At 47.0% G+C, this 15,729-nt stretch carries 12 protein-coding genes; all 12 read right to left on the minus strand.

Features of this window, described 5'->3' with window-relative positions; genetic code table 11:
• Positions 1–166: 166 nt before the first annotated feature.
• The gene (locus BBP27_RS05340; protein ID WP_188211270.1) at positions 167–1,336 is read right to left on the minus strand and encodes a zonular occludens toxin domain-containing protein; all 1,170 of its coding nucleotides are present in this window, start codon (positions 1,334–1,336) and stop codon (positions 167–169) included.
• Between the two features lie 4 nt (positions 1,337–1,340).
• A complete protein-coding gene (locus BBP27_RS05345; protein WP_063068743.1) occupies positions 1,341–1,631 on the minus strand; it encodes a DUF2523 domain-containing protein in 291 nt (96 codons plus the stop codon).
• A 9-nt stretch (positions 1,632–1,640) separates the two neighbouring features.
• Positions 1,641–3,122 carry an IgG-binding virulence factor TspB family protein gene (locus BBP27_RS05350; RefSeq protein ID WP_188211269.1) on the minus strand — a complete coding sequence of 494 codons (1,482 nt, stop codon included), beginning with the start codon at positions 3,120–3,122 and terminating at the stop codon, positions 1,641–1,643.
• Positions 3,076–3,369: a hypothetical protein gene (locus BBP27_RS05355; protein ID WP_063068744.1), complete on the minus strand. Its 294-nt coding sequence runs from the start codon at positions 3,367–3,369 to the stop codon at positions 3,076–3,078. The genes BBP27_RS05350 and BBP27_RS05355 overlap by 47 nt, the downstream gene beginning before the upstream one ends.
• A gap of 127 nt (positions 3,370–3,496) precedes the next feature.
• On the minus strand, positions 3,497–3,772 hold the full coding sequence (locus tag BBP27_RS05360) for a hypothetical protein (protein ID WP_188212384.1): 276 nt from the start codon (positions 3,770–3,772) through the stop codon (positions 3,497–3,499).
• A 12-nt stretch (positions 3,773–3,784) separates the two neighbouring features.
• Positions 3,785–4,003, minus strand: a complete 219-nt coding sequence (locus BBP27_RS05365; protein ID WP_070764920.1) for a major capsid protein — start codon at positions 4,001–4,003, stop codon at positions 3,785–3,787.
• 71 nt (positions 4,004–4,074) lie between these two features.
• Positions 4,075–4,272 (minus strand): hypothetical protein, encoded by a 198-nt coding sequence (locus BBP27_RS05370; RefSeq protein WP_002215770.1) that lies wholly within the window; start codon positions 4,270–4,272, stop codon positions 4,075–4,077.
• A 4-nt stretch (positions 4,273–4,276) separates the two neighbouring features.
• On the minus strand, positions 4,277–4,567 hold the full coding sequence (locus tag BBP27_RS05375; protein ID WP_016686631.1) for a hypothetical protein: 291 nt from the start codon (positions 4,565–4,567) through the stop codon (positions 4,277–4,279).
• Positions 4,568–4,608: 41 nt separating this feature from the next.
• Positions 4,609–5,955 carry a replication initiation factor domain-containing protein gene (locus BBP27_RS05380; protein WP_188212383.1) on the minus strand — a complete coding sequence of 449 codons (1,347 nt, stop codon included), beginning with the start codon at positions 5,953–5,955 and terminating at the stop codon, positions 4,609–4,611.
• Between the two features lie 400 nt (positions 5,956–6,355).
• The gene (locus BBP27_RS05385) at positions 6,356–8,836 is read right to left on the minus strand and encodes a glycogen/starch/alpha-glucan phosphorylase (RefSeq protein WP_188212382.1); all 2,481 of its coding nucleotides are present in this window, start codon (positions 8,834–8,836) and stop codon (positions 6,356–6,358) included.
• Positions 8,837–9,149: 313 nt separating this feature from the next.
• Positions 9,150–11,135, minus strand: a complete 1,986-nt coding sequence (glgX, locus tag BBP27_RS05390; protein WP_188212381.1) for a glycogen debranching protein GlgX — start codon at positions 11,133–11,135, stop codon at positions 9,150–9,152.
• A 145-nt stretch (positions 11,136–11,280) separates the two neighbouring features.
• Positions 11,281–15,567, minus strand: a complete 4,287-nt coding sequence (gene glgB, locus BBP27_RS05395) for a 1,4-alpha-glucan branching protein GlgB (protein ID WP_188212380.1) — start codon at positions 15,565–15,567, stop codon at positions 11,281–11,283.
• Positions 15,568–15,729 lie beyond the last annotated feature (162 nt).

The raw sequence follows: 15,729 nt of genomic DNA on the forward strand, positions 1-15,729 counted from the left end.
GTTTTGCGCTAAACAAAAACCTGTAAGCCGTCTAAATCAAACGGTTTACAGGTTTTAGCTTATAGAGAAAATGCGGACAATAGCGGGAGTTCCCGCACCCCGTGCTACTTTTTACCATATTGATTCCGCCTTTAGGGCTACATCAACACAGTAAAAAGCAGCTTGATTAATTAGATCCGACAGTCCCTCCACGTTGCTGGAATTGTTCTCCTGCCTCTACATAGCCGTCATACATGAGATTTTGCGGAGATTTTCCGCCAAGTGCTAAAACTTGACTATTGTCATTGGATTTAGCTTGGTTTTGGGGCTGTGTTGCCTGGGTAGTTTGGGTTTTATCTTTGTAAGGGTTAAATGGCAAACCGTTACGCACGTAGTCTTTGCACATTGTTTTTGTGATTTCTTTCAGCGGTGTACCTTGGTCACTGTAACAAGTACAGCCACTATTACCACCTTCGACGCAACCGGCAATATACTCAAATGTTTTGACTTGGCGTACATTGTCATAAAGCGGTTTGGATTCTGGTTTTTCGGCCAACTTTGGAATAAAGTCTGTCGGGTTTAGACTATTATCAATTTTGGCCGTTGGCTCGGTTTCCTTTGGTAATTCCATTTGCGACTGACTGGCGGCTGCTTCCTGTGGTTCGACCTGTTCTTGTTGGCCAGTGCCTTGCTGATAGATTTGATAAACGTTATAGCCTTTCCAAGCCATAAAACCCAAAATAGCTACTAAAGCCCAAACAGCAAGCGGAATTTGCTTTTTAAACTTCTGATGCTGGCTGGATGATTTGTAATATTTGAAAGCATCTTTAGGCGGTTTCCAACTAGCTGATTCAACACCGCTGACACCGGCGGGATTATCGAGGCTGGTAACGCATTTGTACCAAGAATACTGCTTCATACCTACTGCTTTACGCTCAAGGTGCGTATGTTTTGACACAAGATTACGGACAAATACGTCAAGCTGACTAGGGTGTTGGGTCATTAAAATAACCGTATGGCCGTAATGGCGAAGTTCGGTTAATTCTTGAATATAAGGCGGAACAGGGCGACCAGCAGCGCGTACAGGATAGGTATAGTGTGCTTCATCAACAATCAAGACGGCGCCTTGCGGAATAATATCTCGCAACGGTGCAGACATGATTTCTTCTTCAGTAAGTTCATGCGCGTTAAATTTTCGTTTATCCAAACCGTCAATATGGCAGAAATAAAGCGGACGATCTACTTCCGTACCGTCTTCAAGCTTCATTTTAAATAAGCCGTCTTCGTTGTTCAGAATCATGGATACTACGCGTGATGTTTTGCCAGTACCCATATTCCCTGTAAACAAATAAATCATAAAGCTACCTTGGCATAATAAAAGTTAATTTATTTAATGTATTCATTCCAATATAAAAGCTGAATGCGCCGAATAAATAACCAAGACCTTGGCCAAAACCACCGATTAAAAGTAAATTAAGAATATCAGACGGCATGGAATTGATTGCATTTAGGGTGTAATCTTTAAATTTATTTAGCGCAATAATATAGCCTGCATATGTTACAAACGTCATGCCAGTAGCAATAATTATTCTGACAATTAGCATTTTGAGCAAAATTGCCAATAAAGGTATAAGACCTGCAAGTAATGGCATAAGTACCTCTTATTTCCTTAAAGACCCGAAAACAATAAACGCGGACATGATGATGAATCCGAGCAGAACTGCAAAACGGACTTTTTCCATGAAAACGCAGAGCGGTTCATAGCTGATTTGTACCGGCTTTCCCCAAATGTTGAAACTTTTTGGCTGAGGACAAACGCCATTTGGCGGCAAGAAATTGTCACTGTTCCATGTGCTTTCATCGGTTACTTGAGGAATGTTAATGGCATCAAACATACCTTCTTCAGGTTTACCCATTTTGTCACAAGCTAAAATGTCTGGAAAAAAATCACAAAGTAAGCCTTTTGATTCTTCTTTCTTGTCATTTTTTTTATTTTCTTTTCTTTTATCTTTATCAGATGGATCATCATCTGGATCAGGTTTATCATCCGGACGTTTATCAGGCTTATCATCTGAATCAGGATTATCATCAGGTTTTTTATCGGGCTTTCCATCAGGATTAGGCGCAGGATCTGGATCAGGCTTTGTATTTGGTGCTTCAGATCCGCCCGGTGTTAAATCAGGACGTTGAGTAGTTGCGACTTCTGCCGTTGTATTGCCGTTTGAATCTTGGCCGAATGTAATAGTAATTTGAACCGGTTTGCCGTTTTCGGGGGTAACAGGGCCAATGGTTACAACTGTACCGGCAGGTACTTTAATTTTTTCTTTATATTCAGGTTTGCCCGCACCTTCTACAAAGGGTGTTGGATTTCCGTCAATAATAGAAGTGGCAATATTTAAAAATTCATCCTCTTCTAAAATTTTTGTTAAAGCTCTATTTTGAAAATAATAACCATACCTAGATGGTTTACTGGTTTCACAAGCTACGCCATCGAGCCAAAAACAATTTTTAAAATAAATATCTGGTTCATTAGGTTTTATGACATTATCAAAATACTTTTTAAATTCTGATTCAACTTGCATTACTAATAATTGTTGAGCTTGTTTTTCACTAATGCCGCCTTTACTTAATGCACGCATAACAGATGTATCAACGCCTACACAGGAATCTTTATCAGTCGTACATAAAGCATCTTTATAAACTTTTAAATACTCGTTGCTTACATCATTGTATTCATATCCAGCAGATTCAAGAGACGGATTAACGGCCTGATATGCTTCGTAGGCAAAATAGGCAGCCGTACCCCAACCACTTAAACGTGTTCCTAATGCCGCGCCTCTTTTTACCAGTTGAAATGCGCCCGAAAGGACGGCTTTGCGGGATACTCTGGCTTCTAACGTTACGGGGACAGTTGAGGCAGAGCGGAGACCGGTGGAGGCTTCACGGACATGAAGTGATTTGTCGAATCTAGACTGATACTCTTGATCAATTCCACCACCAATAATTTTCCAAGGTCTGAAACCATTTTCATTAAATTTTTCAGTCAAAGGATAGGCTAATTTACCGTTTCTAACTTGCAAATCACCAGCAAAAGATTCAAAGCTCAAACCTAATAGAAAAATTATTGTCAAAACCCGTAACATTTATTTCACCATTTCCAATAGTGAAAACTGAATTATCTTTAAATAAAACTTCAAAACATGCCTTATTGAAATTTATTCTATTGAAAAAATTCTGACATTTATCTAAAGAGAATTTTTTCAAATATCCAGTTTCTTCTAAATATGAATAAAATACAAAAGATAAAGGTTTTTCTAAATAGAATTTAGATAATTCATCTAATTCAAATTCAGTTATATAGAAAAAATCCTTTTCATTCTTTTCTAACATAATCCTAACTTTCGTAATGGTTGCTGAAAGTTAGATTTTGCCATTACCCGAATAGGGTATCAATCCTTGAATAAAATCGCCCCTATCAAAACAGGTACTACAAGCCCCAAGTAAAAGTAGTAATCCATCATCTCAAGACCCTTTTTAGGACGGATACGAAATACACCGCTGCCATTACGCCGAACAAGAGCCATCCTGTATCCAAACCGCTTTTCAGATTTTCACTTGGATCGCATTTGGGCAAATCGGCTTTAATCGTCTGTCCGTTGAGTTTCCATAATGTGCCGTTGTACTCAGGTTTGATGATTTTTCCGTCTTGGGTTATTTGAGGTACTACCAAGCTGAAATAGACGTTTTCAGCTTGGCTTTGCTCAAGACATTTATTCCCGACTTGGTAGTACATCTTAATTACCTATTAGCGCAACAAGCGTTTGACAATGGCAATTACGAACAAAGCGGCAAATACGCCGACTACCAGCCATCCTGCTTCAAGGCCGTCAGTTTTTGCGGCTTCAATGGATGATTTTGCACCTTCATCAAGAGCGGCATAGGCTTGTGTAGCCAAAGCCAGGGGAGCAGCGGCAACAACGGCCAGTTTTGCGCCGTATTTACGGCAGGCATTCATAATTTTCATAATGTTTTTCCTTTTAAAAGTGTTTGGCGGAAATGATGATGTTTTTTCCAGCGACCGCCGAACGCTGAAAATCAGTCTTTCAAAAATCCGAATACGACAAATTCGTATTGGTTGCCGATTTCTTCCAAGCCTGCGTTAATCGCTTCTTCGAAGTCGTAGAAATAATCAGCATTGGTTATTAATTTGGTATGTCCGATATCGCCCGTTTCAGGGGAGAGATACAGAAAGTCCCCTGTTGATACGGACTGGACAACATAGACTTTCTGCATTCAATCAGCCTTTCTTAACGGGTTGGAAACCGATTACTTTCAGTTTTTGAGTCTTGCCCGTAGTGACGATTTCTACGTTGAGGTTTGCTTCGATCGGAAATTGGGCGTTTCTGAACTGCTCGAAGTTGGCAGAGCCGCCAAAATCGTATTCAGTGGTAGAGCTGCCCAGTGCGTTGCCTTGAGAGCTGTCTAAGGGTGTGGCGACAATCAGGCGGCAATAGTCGAAGTTCTTGCCTTCGATTTGTCCGTTGAATTTTTTAACGCCGACGATGTGGCCTTGAAGTTGGATGTTCATTTTTAATTTCCTTTTGTGATACGTCTTTGCGGGCAGACGATTTAAGCCCATGAAATCGGTAATCTTGCAAAATTTTCGTAAATGAAGTTGTTATAGCTTTCTTCATCATTGACTTGTTTTTGCTGTTCAAGCTGCTTTTCCAAACTTACGTAATATTCGTACATGTCGTAAGGGTCTTTATACGGTTTGAATGCTGGCTGATTATGAATGGCTTGTGCTTTCAAAAACGCGCAGTCATATGCTTCGGGAGCTAAAGACTTGGGCAACTTGTGATGATTCGGCTCAATCAGTTCAAACAGTTTGGCTTTGTCCAATTCGGGAAAGATGAATTTCAGACCGTTGGCCGCACGTCCAAACTGTTTCTTAACCCATTCAAGATAACGGTCAGCTGAAATGACTTTGTCTTCTTTAACCGCATGTATGCGCGTTGCCTTTTGAGCGAAGCGTTCGCAAATCGGATATGCGCCGCCGAAATATTCGCCCGGATTCTGTAAAACTTCGAAAGGGATAACGATGTCTTTTGCTTTGAATTCAATTTCAAAGCGCGTCCATGTACTTGTTTTATCGCCCAACTGCTTGCCTTTTTCATAGACGCGGACGTATTTGGACGATTCACGTGAGCCGATACCGTAAGTCTTGCCTTTTGTCATTTTGGATTCATCGTCTTCTTCCCAGTCAGATCCCAAACATTCGCCTTTGGGTTTGACATGATGGCAGGTAAACAGACCTTTATTGCGGTCTTCACGGGCTTGGTTCGGGCTGTATTCGCCGTTGAAAAAGTCTTTGGCTACGTCAACGCGGGTAATTTTTGGGCGTATTGCGTTAGTCAGAAATGCGAAAAGTCGGGATTCCCAGCCTTCTTTTGCGACGCCGCAACCTGTGCCGGTCAGTTCGAAAAGAATGGTATTTTGTTGGCCGCCAAAATGGACGCGACCGTACAGGGCGTCTTCTGAACCCATCAACCAGCAACGCTCATAAAAACGACCGCCCGAGCCTTTGGATTCTTTGTAGATGCCGAAACCGAAAACTTCTTCAGAAAGCATGGATGCGGCACGGATGAAATCTTCATCTTCCAACAGACTTACACGGACGCCGTATTTGTCGAAAAAGGTTTTTTCATGAAATGAAAAGCTGATTTGGTCGATAAAGGCGGAATCGGATACACCGCGACGGAGCGGAACACCTAACAGATTGCCTTTGCCGTCCAAGATGTAGGTTTCGTAACATTCAAAGGATTCTTGGAATGCTCCGGCGTCTTCTGATTCTGTACCCCCCCTGTTAGATGAGGGGGGCGCCATGGGCGCGCGTGAATCCGCCTTTGGCGTGTCGCTTACGCTGCCACCGCCAAAGGCGGCTATACGCGCTTTTGTATTCAGTTCCTTTTTCATTGGAGATGCTCCTTATTCATGATTCCACTTACATATAAACGACCATATTCGTTAGCGGCGTTTTGTGCATGAAAAAGGTGATCTGGAGAAGAAATAGGGAAATTGATGGTTTTAAGACATTGTGTGCGGTCTTCATCATCTTTGAAGATGCGCACAATAAAAGATTTTGGGAATGTTGGAGGTTCTAGGTTGACTGTGTAGAAGACGATGCACATAAAAAAGCCCCTTTGTTAAAGGGGCTTTTTTATGTTAAAAATGCCCCTGTGATAGGGCGCAATATATAAGGCCGTCTGAAAGCTTTCAGACGGCCTTTTAAGTTTGTTATCCAATTCAAAACAGCGAATATAAAAAAAGCCGATACACCTTTCCGATGTATCGGCTTTCGCTATCTGCTCAACGCTTAATTTTTGCCGGGCAGTTCTTTTTCGCTCAATGGTTTGATGTACCAAATATCGCGGCAGTAGTCGGCGATGGAGCGGTCGGATGAGAAGAAGCCCATGTTGGCGATGTTGATCAAGGCTGATTTGCGCCATGCGGATACGTTGCGGTAGTGTTCGTCCGCTTTGTATTGCGTGTCGATATAGCTGCGGAAATCGGCCATCAGTTGATAGAAATCGCCGTATGGTTGCAACACGTCGTTGTAGCGGTTTGGCTCTTCCGAAGAGAAAGTGCCTTGGCTGATTTGGTTGACGACGCGGCGCAGGTCGCTGTCTCGTTCGATATAGCTTAACGGGTCGTAACCGTTACGGCGGAGTTCTTCGACTTGCTCGACGGTGTTACCGAAGATAAAGCAGTTGTCCGCGCCGACTTTTTCCAAAATTTCGACGTTCGCGCCGTCCAGCGTACCCATGCAGAGCGCGCCGTTGAGGGCAAATTTCATGTTACTGGTGCCGGATGCTTCCGTACCCGCCAGTGAGATTTGTTCGTGCAAATCGGCGGCCGGGATGATGATTTGGGCGAGGCTGACGCTGTAGTTCGGGATGAACACAACTTTAATCAGGTCGCGGATACGGGTGTCGTTGTTGATGACTTTGGCAACGTCGTTAATCAGTCGGATGATTTTCTTCGCCATGTAATAGGCGGAAGCGGCTTTACCGGCAAAGATGAACACGCGCGGCTGCCAATCGAAATCCGGGTTTTCCAGGATTTTGTTGTAGCGGTCGACGATGTGCATCACGTTCAACGCTTGACGTTTGTACTCGTGGATACGTTTGATTTGGATGTCGAAAAGTGCATCGGTATTGACCTTGATGCCCAGCTCGGTTTCGATGTATTTGGCAAGGCGCTCTTTGGCGGCTTTTTTCACTGCGCCGAACTCTGCCTGTACGGAGGCATCGTCCACTTTGTCGTTGAGCTTGGTCAGGTTGTCCAAATGCAGGCGCCAGTCTTCGTTGCCCAGATGTTTGTCCAAGAATTTGGTCAGGCCTGGGTTGGCGATGTTGATCCAGCGGCGCGGGGTTACGCCGTTGGTTACGTTGGTAAAGCGTTCCGGGAATACTTTGGCAAAGTCAGCGAAGATGGATGTGGTCATCAAATCGGAGTGGATTTTAGCCACGCCGTTGACTTTGTGCGAACCGATCACGGCAAGCCATGCCATGCGGACGCGACGGCCGTGGGTTTCGTCAATGATGGATACGCGGCGGACAAAGTCGTCGTCGAAGTTGCCGATGGCGCGTAAGGCATTGAGGAAGTAGGCGTTGATTTCAAAGATGATGTCCAAATGGCGCGGCAGCAGACGGCCCATCAGGTCAACCTGCCAGGTTTCCAAGGCTTCGCTCATCAATGTGTGGTTGGTGTAAGAGAAAATCTTACAGCACATATTCCATGCTTCAGTCCATTCGATGCCTTCTTCGTCAATCAGGATACGCATCAATTCTGGAATGGCGAGTACCGGATGGGTGTCGTTCAAGTGGATGGCGACTTCGTCCGCCAGCGTGCGGATGCTTGGGAAACGGCATTTGTGGCGTGCAACAATATCTTGAACGGAAGCGGAAACCAAGAAGTATTCTTGCTTCAGGCGCAATTCGCGGCCGGAATCGGTAGAGTCGTTCGGATAGAGGACGCGCGAGATGTTTTCGTCGCTGTTTTGTGCGCGAACGGCAGAGGCATAGTCGCCTCGGTTGAAGTCGGCAAGGTCGAACAGGTTGCCTGCGTGCGCAGTCCACAAGCGCAATGGGTTGGCACATTCGCCGCCATAGCCCGGAATAATTTCATCGTATGCCCAAGCGGAGATTTCTTCGCTCGGCTGCCATTCTTTTTTGTTACCCAAGTTCAATACTTGGCCGCCGAAACGGACGGAATATTGTTTGTTCGGACGGGCAAACTGCCATGCCAAATCTTGGTCGAGCCACAAATCGGGTTTTTCAACTTGTTGGCCGTCCACGATTTCTTGTTTGAACATACCGTATTGGTAACGGATACCGTAGCCCATGGCAGGAATGCGCAGGGTTGCCAAAGAGTCGAGGAAGCAGGCGGCCAGACGGCCCAAACCGCCGTTACCCAAACCCGGATCTTCTTCTTGTTCGCAGACATCGGCAAATTCTTTGCCCAGTTGTTTGAAGGCTTCTTCAAACTCGGCATAAACGCCTTCGTTAATCAACGCGTTGACAAACGCACGGCCGAGCAGGAATTCCATAGACAGGTAATAAACCATGCGTTTGCTGTTGTCGATGTGGGCGCGGCGTGTTTTGAGGAAATCCTCGGCAATCAGGTCGCGTGCGGCCAACATGGCGGCGTTGAGCCATTGGTGTGAAGTTGCTTCTTTAGGATCGACGCCCAAGATGAAAATCAACTTGTAAACAATGGACTTGCGGATGGTTTCTGCATCTGGTTTGGGCATAACGTAATCGTAGCCGGAGATGGGGAGTTTTTGCTTAGCCATGGAAGCCTTTCTTTCATTTGAGGCACTTGGACAACGCGCCTGATGGTTTATAGAAACAACGTTATTCAGTTTTCAGACGGCCTGAAGAAGTATAAATGCCGTCTGAAAAATTTATAGGTAGGTTTGTTTCAGGTTTGATACGGATTATACCTGAAGGATTCAACTCCGTATTATTTTTTCTTTATAAAACATTTAATTACAAATTAAACCACTCATCATCTCATCGGCATTTCCATTTATGCCATGCAAGCTTCGGCCTAACGGATACAGACAAAATATCAAAGAGTTAACAATATAACGGCTTAGTTTTCATTTAATTCGTTTTATGTAAAACCCAAATCCCCATGTGTTCGACAACACATTTCCCAGCCTCTTCGTAATTAAATTTCCCAGATGGTACGCAAGAAATTTCCCAATTGCCTTGAGGCAGGTTAAATAACTGACGACTACGTTTGGCATTGACCAACAGCAGCCATTCATCATCCAAAACAACCTGAATCGCCTTGCTGCCCCTGTTGTGCCAACAATATTCGGTCATCGGGCTACCGTCGGCATTGAGCCATTGCACACGCTCTTTTTCCCACCAGCAATCATCTGTCAGCAGCTTGATTCGGCTGCGTACGCGTATCAGCGCTTGAGTGTAATTTTGCAACTCATGAGGCTCATTTTGCCAATCCAACCATGTAATCGGATTATCTTGGCAGTAGCTGTTGTTGTTGCCTTGCTGACTGTTGCCGAACTCATCGCCTGCCAAAAGCATGGGCGTACCGTTGGATAAAAACAAGGAGGCAAGCAGCGCTTTGGAGGTGTATTCGCGGTTGAGCAACACCTCTTCATCATCGGTTTCGCCTTCTACGCCGTGGTTGTAGCTGATGTTTTCATTATGCCCGTCGCGGTTGTTTTCGCCGTTGGCTTCGTTGTGTTTTTCGTTATAGCTGACCAAATCGCGCAGAGTGAAGCCGTCGTGTGCAGTGATGAAGTTAATGCTGGCGGACGGGTGGCGGCCGCTGTGGTTGAAAATATCGGACGACCCGGCCAAACGTTCGGCAAATGCGCCCAAATTGCCGCTTTCCCACGACCAAAACGCGCGCATATCATCGCGGAAACGGCCGTTCCATTCGGCAAAAGGTTGAGGGAAATTACCCAAGTGATAGCCACCCTCGCCGATGTCCCATGCTTCGACAATCAGCTTCAAACCGGCCAAAACCGGGTCTTGATACAAGACTTGGAAAAAACGGCCATACGATTGGAAATCGGGCTCGCGTCCCAATACGGTTCCCAAGTCGAAACGGAAGCCGTCGACATGAAACTCTTCCGCCCAATAGCGCAGGCTGTCTGCCGCCCAACGGGTAACGTCACGCCGGACAATATTGAGCGTATTGCCGCAACCCGACCAGTTTTCATAATTGCCGTAAGGGGTGTGCCAATACCATAAGGTGTTGTCGATACCGCGCTGACACAGCATCGGGCCTTTGTCGTCCTGCTCGGCCGTGTGGTTGTACACGACATCCAAAATCACTTCCAAACCTGCCTGATGCAGTGCTTTGACCGCTTGTTTAAATTCTGCCGCCGCACGTTCGGGATTGTCGGCATAAGACGGCTCGACGGCAAAATGGGAATAAGTGTTGTAGCCCCAATAATTGCTCAAGCCCATTTGCTGAAGATGGTATTCATCCAGATGAAAATGAATCGGCAGCAGCTCGACCGTCGTTACCCCCAATTCTTGTAAATAGGCCAAAACCCGTTTATCGCACAAGGCTTTATAAGTGCCTGCGTACTTCAAATCGGGGAATTGCTTGGTCAACCCTTTGACATGAGCTTCATAAATAACGGTTTTGCCCCACGGTATTTCCGGACGGCAATCTTTGGCCCAATTGAATCGGCTGCGTCCGACCACGATGCTTTTCGGCGCAACGGCGGCATTGTCGCGTTCATCTTCCGGCCTGAACCATGCCATTTCTTCGGCGTTACGGTAGCTTGGTTTGCCGTCAATTTTTTTGGAATACGGATCAATCAGCAATTTGTTGGGATTGAAACATGAGCCGTATTCTGCGTTTTCACGTCCATACACGCGGAAACCGTATCGCTGCCCCGCCTTAACATCCGGCACAAATCCGTAAAATACCGAACCGCGCCGCGAAGGCATCTCCAAACGGGTTTCTTTATCCTTATCAAACAGACACAATTCGACCTTTTCGGCATTGATGGAAAACAAGGTGAAATTCGCGCCCTTGCTTGTCAGGGTTGCGCCCATGGGATAAGGCTTGCCTTCCTCGATATGCCATGATTTGGCAGACATAGAATGATTCCTTGGTATGTATTTGGTTTCGTGTCCAATATAAGGCCGTCTGAAAACCTTTCAGACGGCCTTGAGTCATATTGATGTCACTATCTTTTAATTTTCAGCTGATTGGGCAGGCAGGATGCCCACCCTCAAAGTTGATTTACGCTTCTTCTTTGACTGCCGCCTGATACAGGTAAACGGTTGCCAACGGCGGTACGGTCACAGACAGGGAATTTGGTTTACCATGCGACCAAACTTCTTCTGTCTCCACCGTTGCACCGGCAGAAACGCCGCTGCCTTTGTAATGCAGGTCGTCTGAATTGAGAATTTCGCGGTATTCGCCGGCAGAATTCACGCCGAAGCGGTAGCCTTCGCGTACTACTGGCGTGAAGTTGCTGATGACGATAACGCGGTTGCCTTCGCGGTCGCGTCTCTCGAAGACAAATACGGAATTATTGCCGTCATCGGCAACCAACCACTCAAAGCCTTCAGGCCATTGGTCCAATTGGTAAAGCGGTGCGGTGTCTTTATAGACATGGTTCAATTCGCGCACAAAGTCTTGCACGCCTTTGTGCCAGCCGCCCTCTTGCTCCAGCAGGAACCAATCCAGTCCTTCGTTGTAGTTCCACTCGCGGCCTTGTGCAAACTCGCTGCCCATAAACAAGAGTTTTTTGCCAGGGAAACCGTACATAAAGCCGTAGTAGGCGCGCAGGTTGGCAAATTGCTGCCAGCAGTCGCCGGGCATACGTCCGAGCAACGAACGTTTGCCGTGCACGACTTCATCGTGTGAAAGCGGCAGAACAAAGTTTTCGCTGTACTGGTACATCATGCCGAAAGTCATTTTGTTGTGATGGTATTTGCGGTTGATAGGGTCTTCCATCATGTAACGTAAAGTATCATTCATCCAGCCCATATTCCATTTGAAGCTGAAGTTCAAACCTTCTTGACGGGTTACATTGGCGAATGAAGTAGATTCTTCGGCAATTTCGGTCGCAGCCGGAACTTCTTCTTTCAACATGGTGTTGGTATCGCGCAGGAAAGCGATGGCTTCAAGGTTTTCATGGCCGCCGTATTGGTTCGGAATCCACTCGCCGTCTTTGCGCGAGTAGTTGCGGTAAATCATCGAAGCAACCGCGTCAACGCGGATACCGTCGAAACCGAAACGTTCTATCCAATACAGGGCGCTGCCTTGCAGGAAGTTTTTCACTTCATTTCTGCCGAAGTTGTAAATCAGGGTGTTCCAGTCTTGATGGTAGCCTTCGCGCGGATCGGCGTGTTCGTACAGCGCGGTGCCGTCAAACTTGGCCAGGCCGTGATCATCGGTCGGGAAGTGGCCGACCACCCAGTCGAGGATAACGCTGATGCCTTCGTCGTGCGCGGCTTTAATCAATGCGCGCAATTCTTCCGGCGAACCGAAACGGCTGGTCGGCGCATACAAACCGGTTGCCTGATAGCCCCATGAGCCGTCAAACGGATATTCGGAAACAGGCAAAAACTCGATATGGGTAAAGCCCATGTCTTTGACGTATGCCACCAGCTCTTTGGCGAGCTGTTCGTAAGTCAGCCAGTAATTGTTTTCCGGATTGCGCTTCCACGAACCCAAATGCACTTCATAAATGCTGATCGGCGCATCAATGGCATTGGCGCGGGCGCGGAAGGCCGGTTCTTCCACTTCGTCAGGCAAACCGCGCACGATAGATGCCGTGGTCGGGCGCAGTTCCGCACCGAAAGCATACGGGTCGGCTTTTTCACGTACATTACCGTTGGCATCGCGGATTTCAAATTTGTAGAGGGCGTTGAGTTTGACGGCAGGGATGAAGATGTCCCAAATGCCGTTGTCGCGGTGGAAACGCATCACATGGCGGCGGCCGTCCCAGTTGTTGAACTCGCCGATAACGGAAACGCGTTGCGCATTTGGCGCCCAGACGGCAAAGCGTACGCCCTTCACGCCGTCCAACTCGGCAAAATGCGCGCCTAAAGTCTCATAAGGACGCAGGTGTTTGCCTTCGGCCAACAGCCAGGAATCCATGTCTTGCAACGCAGAGCTGAAATGATAAGGGTCTTCTTCAATCACAGGCTCAGTGTCTTCGGTGTAACGGATACGCAAAGCGTAATCGGGCGCATCATCGGGCAAGACGGCCACAAAGAAACCGCGTTCATCAATTTTTTCAGACGGCACAATGAGTTCGCCGCTGCGGCGGTTCACGATATCCACGCTTACTGCACCGGGAATCAAAACGCGTACCACTTCATCGCCCTCTGCAAGGCGGTGTCGTCCCAGATAAGCGAACACATCGCTATGGGTGGCAAGAAACAGGCTTTCGACCGTATCGCGCTCGATTTGGTCAAGTTCATGATAAGTCTTGATTTGGCTGTTTGTTTTCATGCGTACCTCGTCAATAATGGCAAGTTGGCCGCCCATGAGGCGGTGTTGTAGGAAATCTTCCAAAGAAACCGGCATTTTTTGCGCCCAGTTCGGATAGCCTTCGGTTACACCCGGGACATTCAGATTGTCAATGACGCCCAGCAGGTTTTCCAGTTGTACGGCGTAAAGCTTGCTGCGGCTCAATGCGCCGTATTTATGCAAAGCCTCCAGCAAGGTTTCATCGGCTTTTGCCGGCATTTGTACGTCTGCACCCAGACAGCCGGTTTCTTTCAATTTATCCAGCAAATCGGCTTTATCGTGTTCGCGCTCGTCCAAGGCTGTCTGAAAAGCGGCTGCATCGGGCAGAGTACCGAGTTTGAACATCGTATCCAAATCTTTGCCTGTCCAATAGCCTGCCAAAGGCGCAACATCGTGGGTGCTGATGACCGTAATCGCCTGCTCGGGGTATTCTTCCGGCAATTGGAAACCGTTCCAGCCCTTGCTGAAATACATTACTTTGTAAGAGAACACCTGATAGCGGTTGAGCAGATGGCGGGCTTGATCGGGTACCGTCCCCAAATCTTCGCCGATGATGACGCAGCGGTTGCGCCGGCTTTCTAATGCCAAAATAGCAAACATCACTTCGGCATCGTAATGCACATATGCGCCGAAATCCGCTGTTTTACCGTTTAACACCCACCACAAACGACACAATGCCATTACATGGTCGATCCGCAATACGCCATACAGGCGCATGTTTTCGCGCAACAGATGGGCAAATTTTTCATAGCCCGTATGCTTCAACATCAACGGATTAAGCGGCGGCAAATCCCAATTCTGCCCTGTCGGCCCCAAAGGATCGGGCGGCGCGCCGACTGACAAATCCATACAATAATCTTGGCGGTTTAACCAAGTATCCGCGCTGCCGCGCGCCACGCCGACTGCCAAATCGCCGTAAATGCCGAGTTTGACACCGTATTCGACAGCGGCTTGGTTGACTTCGCGCAACTGCTCCGCACAAAGCCATTGCAGCCACATATAAAAACGGATTTCACGTTCATGGCTGCGCGCGAATTTTTCTACCGCTTCGCCATCAGGCTGATGAAATTCAGACGGCCATGACTGCCAACCTACTTGCCCGGGTCGGCTGTAATACTGGTCCAAAGCCTCAAACAAACCGAAGCCCTGCAAAGCTTTGCCTTTTTCTAATACAAACGCTTCAAATGCAGCGCGTTCATTTTCTGCAGCCTCGCAAGTATCCTGTTCAAACGCGTTAAACGCCATGTGCAGCGCATCACGCTTGCACGCCCAAACCGCGGTATAAGTCACCGTTTCCGTGATACGCAAAGCAGCGATGCGCTGACGGATTTTCGGTTGTGCCAGCCAGTTTTTCAGTTGCTCGTTATAAGTGAACGCACCGACTTTCTCAACATCCAAATAAATCAGATTGAGCCATTCGCGCGAAGAAGGGCTATACGGGCTGGCAAAGGCAGGCTTGCTGGTAAACAAGGCGTGCAAAGGGTTGATACCGACAAAATCCAGCTTTTTTTCCGCCGCATATTTCATCAGGTTCAGCAAATCAGTAAAGTCGCCTATGCCCCAGTTGCGCTCAGAACGCAGGCTGTACAAATGCATGGTTAAACCATTCATCCGTCCGCCATTGGCAAGCAGTTTAGGCTGATAAACCGATTCAGGCGCAACAATCAGGCGTACAAGGCAACATTTGCCACCGGTCTCGGCCGACAAGGTGTAATAACCGCAAGCCAGTTGGGGCAGCTTAATCCAAAGCGTATCGTTGTCGCCCGGATACAAAGTCAAGGTCTGGCACTCATTCGCCTCATCAATCAATACGACCGCTTCCGCACCATGAAATTCAGACGGCATCTGTAAAGATTCTTCGCCGTTTTCATGCGCAACCATCGTATTCAGATAAAGGCCGTCTGAATCCGGTTTGCTTTTGTCCAAAACAGCAACGATCGATTCCAAAACTTCAGGTTTGGTCGCATGATATGTACCGTTGATGTCGTGGTAGCCTAAATCAATACCGGCCTCTACAGCCTGCTGCTCCAATGTTTCACTCATTGCATTCTGCCTGTTTTACCAATATCTGAATCTTAATACAGATTTTGTCGCACCGTGATATGTAATTCATTGTAGTCTCTAACAAAATCCATATTTCCCCGCTTGATTTGACCTGAGCCAAAATTTCCTATTTATCTGTCTTGTAAAAACTTAAAGGCCGTC

This window comes from Neisseria sp. RH3002v2g (assembly GCF_014596425.2).
Lineage (GTDB): Bacteria > Pseudomonadota > Gammaproteobacteria > Burkholderiales > Neisseriaceae > Neisseria.

What these genes read in the sequence shown, in the direction of transcription:
- BBP27_RS05370 (WP_002215770.1), bottom strand. Translation starts at nt 4,272, where the DNA reads ATGCAGAAAGTCTATGTTGTCCAGTCCGTATCAACAGGGGACTTTCTG.
- BBP27_RS05365 (WP_070764920.1), bottom strand. Translation starts at nt 4,003, where the DNA reads ATGAAAATTATGAATGCCTGCCGTAAATACGGCGCAAAACTGGCCGTT.
- BBP27_RS05360 (WP_188212384.1), bottom strand. Translation starts at nt 3,772, where the DNA reads ATGTACTACCAAGTCGGGAATAAATGTCTTGAGCAAAGCCAAGCTGAA.
- BBP27_RS05340 (WP_188211270.1), bottom strand. Translation starts at nt 1,336, where the DNA reads ATGATTTATTTGTTTACAGGGAATATGGGTACTGGCAAAACATCACGC.
- BBP27_RS05380 (WP_188212383.1), bottom strand. Translation starts at nt 5,955, where the DNA reads ATGAAAAAGGAACTGAATACAAAAGCGCGTATAGCCGCCTTTGGCGGT.
- glgX (WP_188212381.1), bottom strand. Translation starts at nt 11,135, where the DNA reads ATGTCTGCCAAATCATGGCATATCGAGGAAGGCAAGCCTTATCCCATG.
- BBP27_RS05375 (WP_016686631.1), bottom strand. Translation starts at nt 4,567, where the DNA reads ATGAACATCCAACTTCAAGGCCACATCGTCGGCGTTAAAAAATTCAAC.
- glgB (WP_188212380.1), bottom strand. Translation starts at nt 15,567, where the DNA reads ATGAGTGAAACATTGGAGCAGCAGGCTGTAGAGGCCGGTATTGATTTA.
- BBP27_RS05345 (WP_063068743.1), bottom strand. Translation starts at nt 1,631, where the DNA reads ATGCCATTACTTGCAGGTCTTATACCTTTATTGGCAATTTTGCTCAAA.
- BBP27_RS05355 (WP_063068744.1), bottom strand. Translation starts at nt 3,369, where the DNA reads ATGTTAGAAAAGAATGAAAAGGATTTTTTCTATATAACTGAATTTGAA.
- BBP27_RS05385 (WP_188212382.1), bottom strand. Translation starts at nt 8,836, where the DNA reads ATGGCTAAGCAAAAACTCCCCATCTCCGGCTACGATTACGTTATGCCC.
- BBP27_RS05350 (WP_188211269.1), bottom strand. Translation starts at nt 3,122, where the DNA reads ATGTTACGGGTTTTGACAATAATTTTTCTATTAGGTTTGAGCTTTGAA.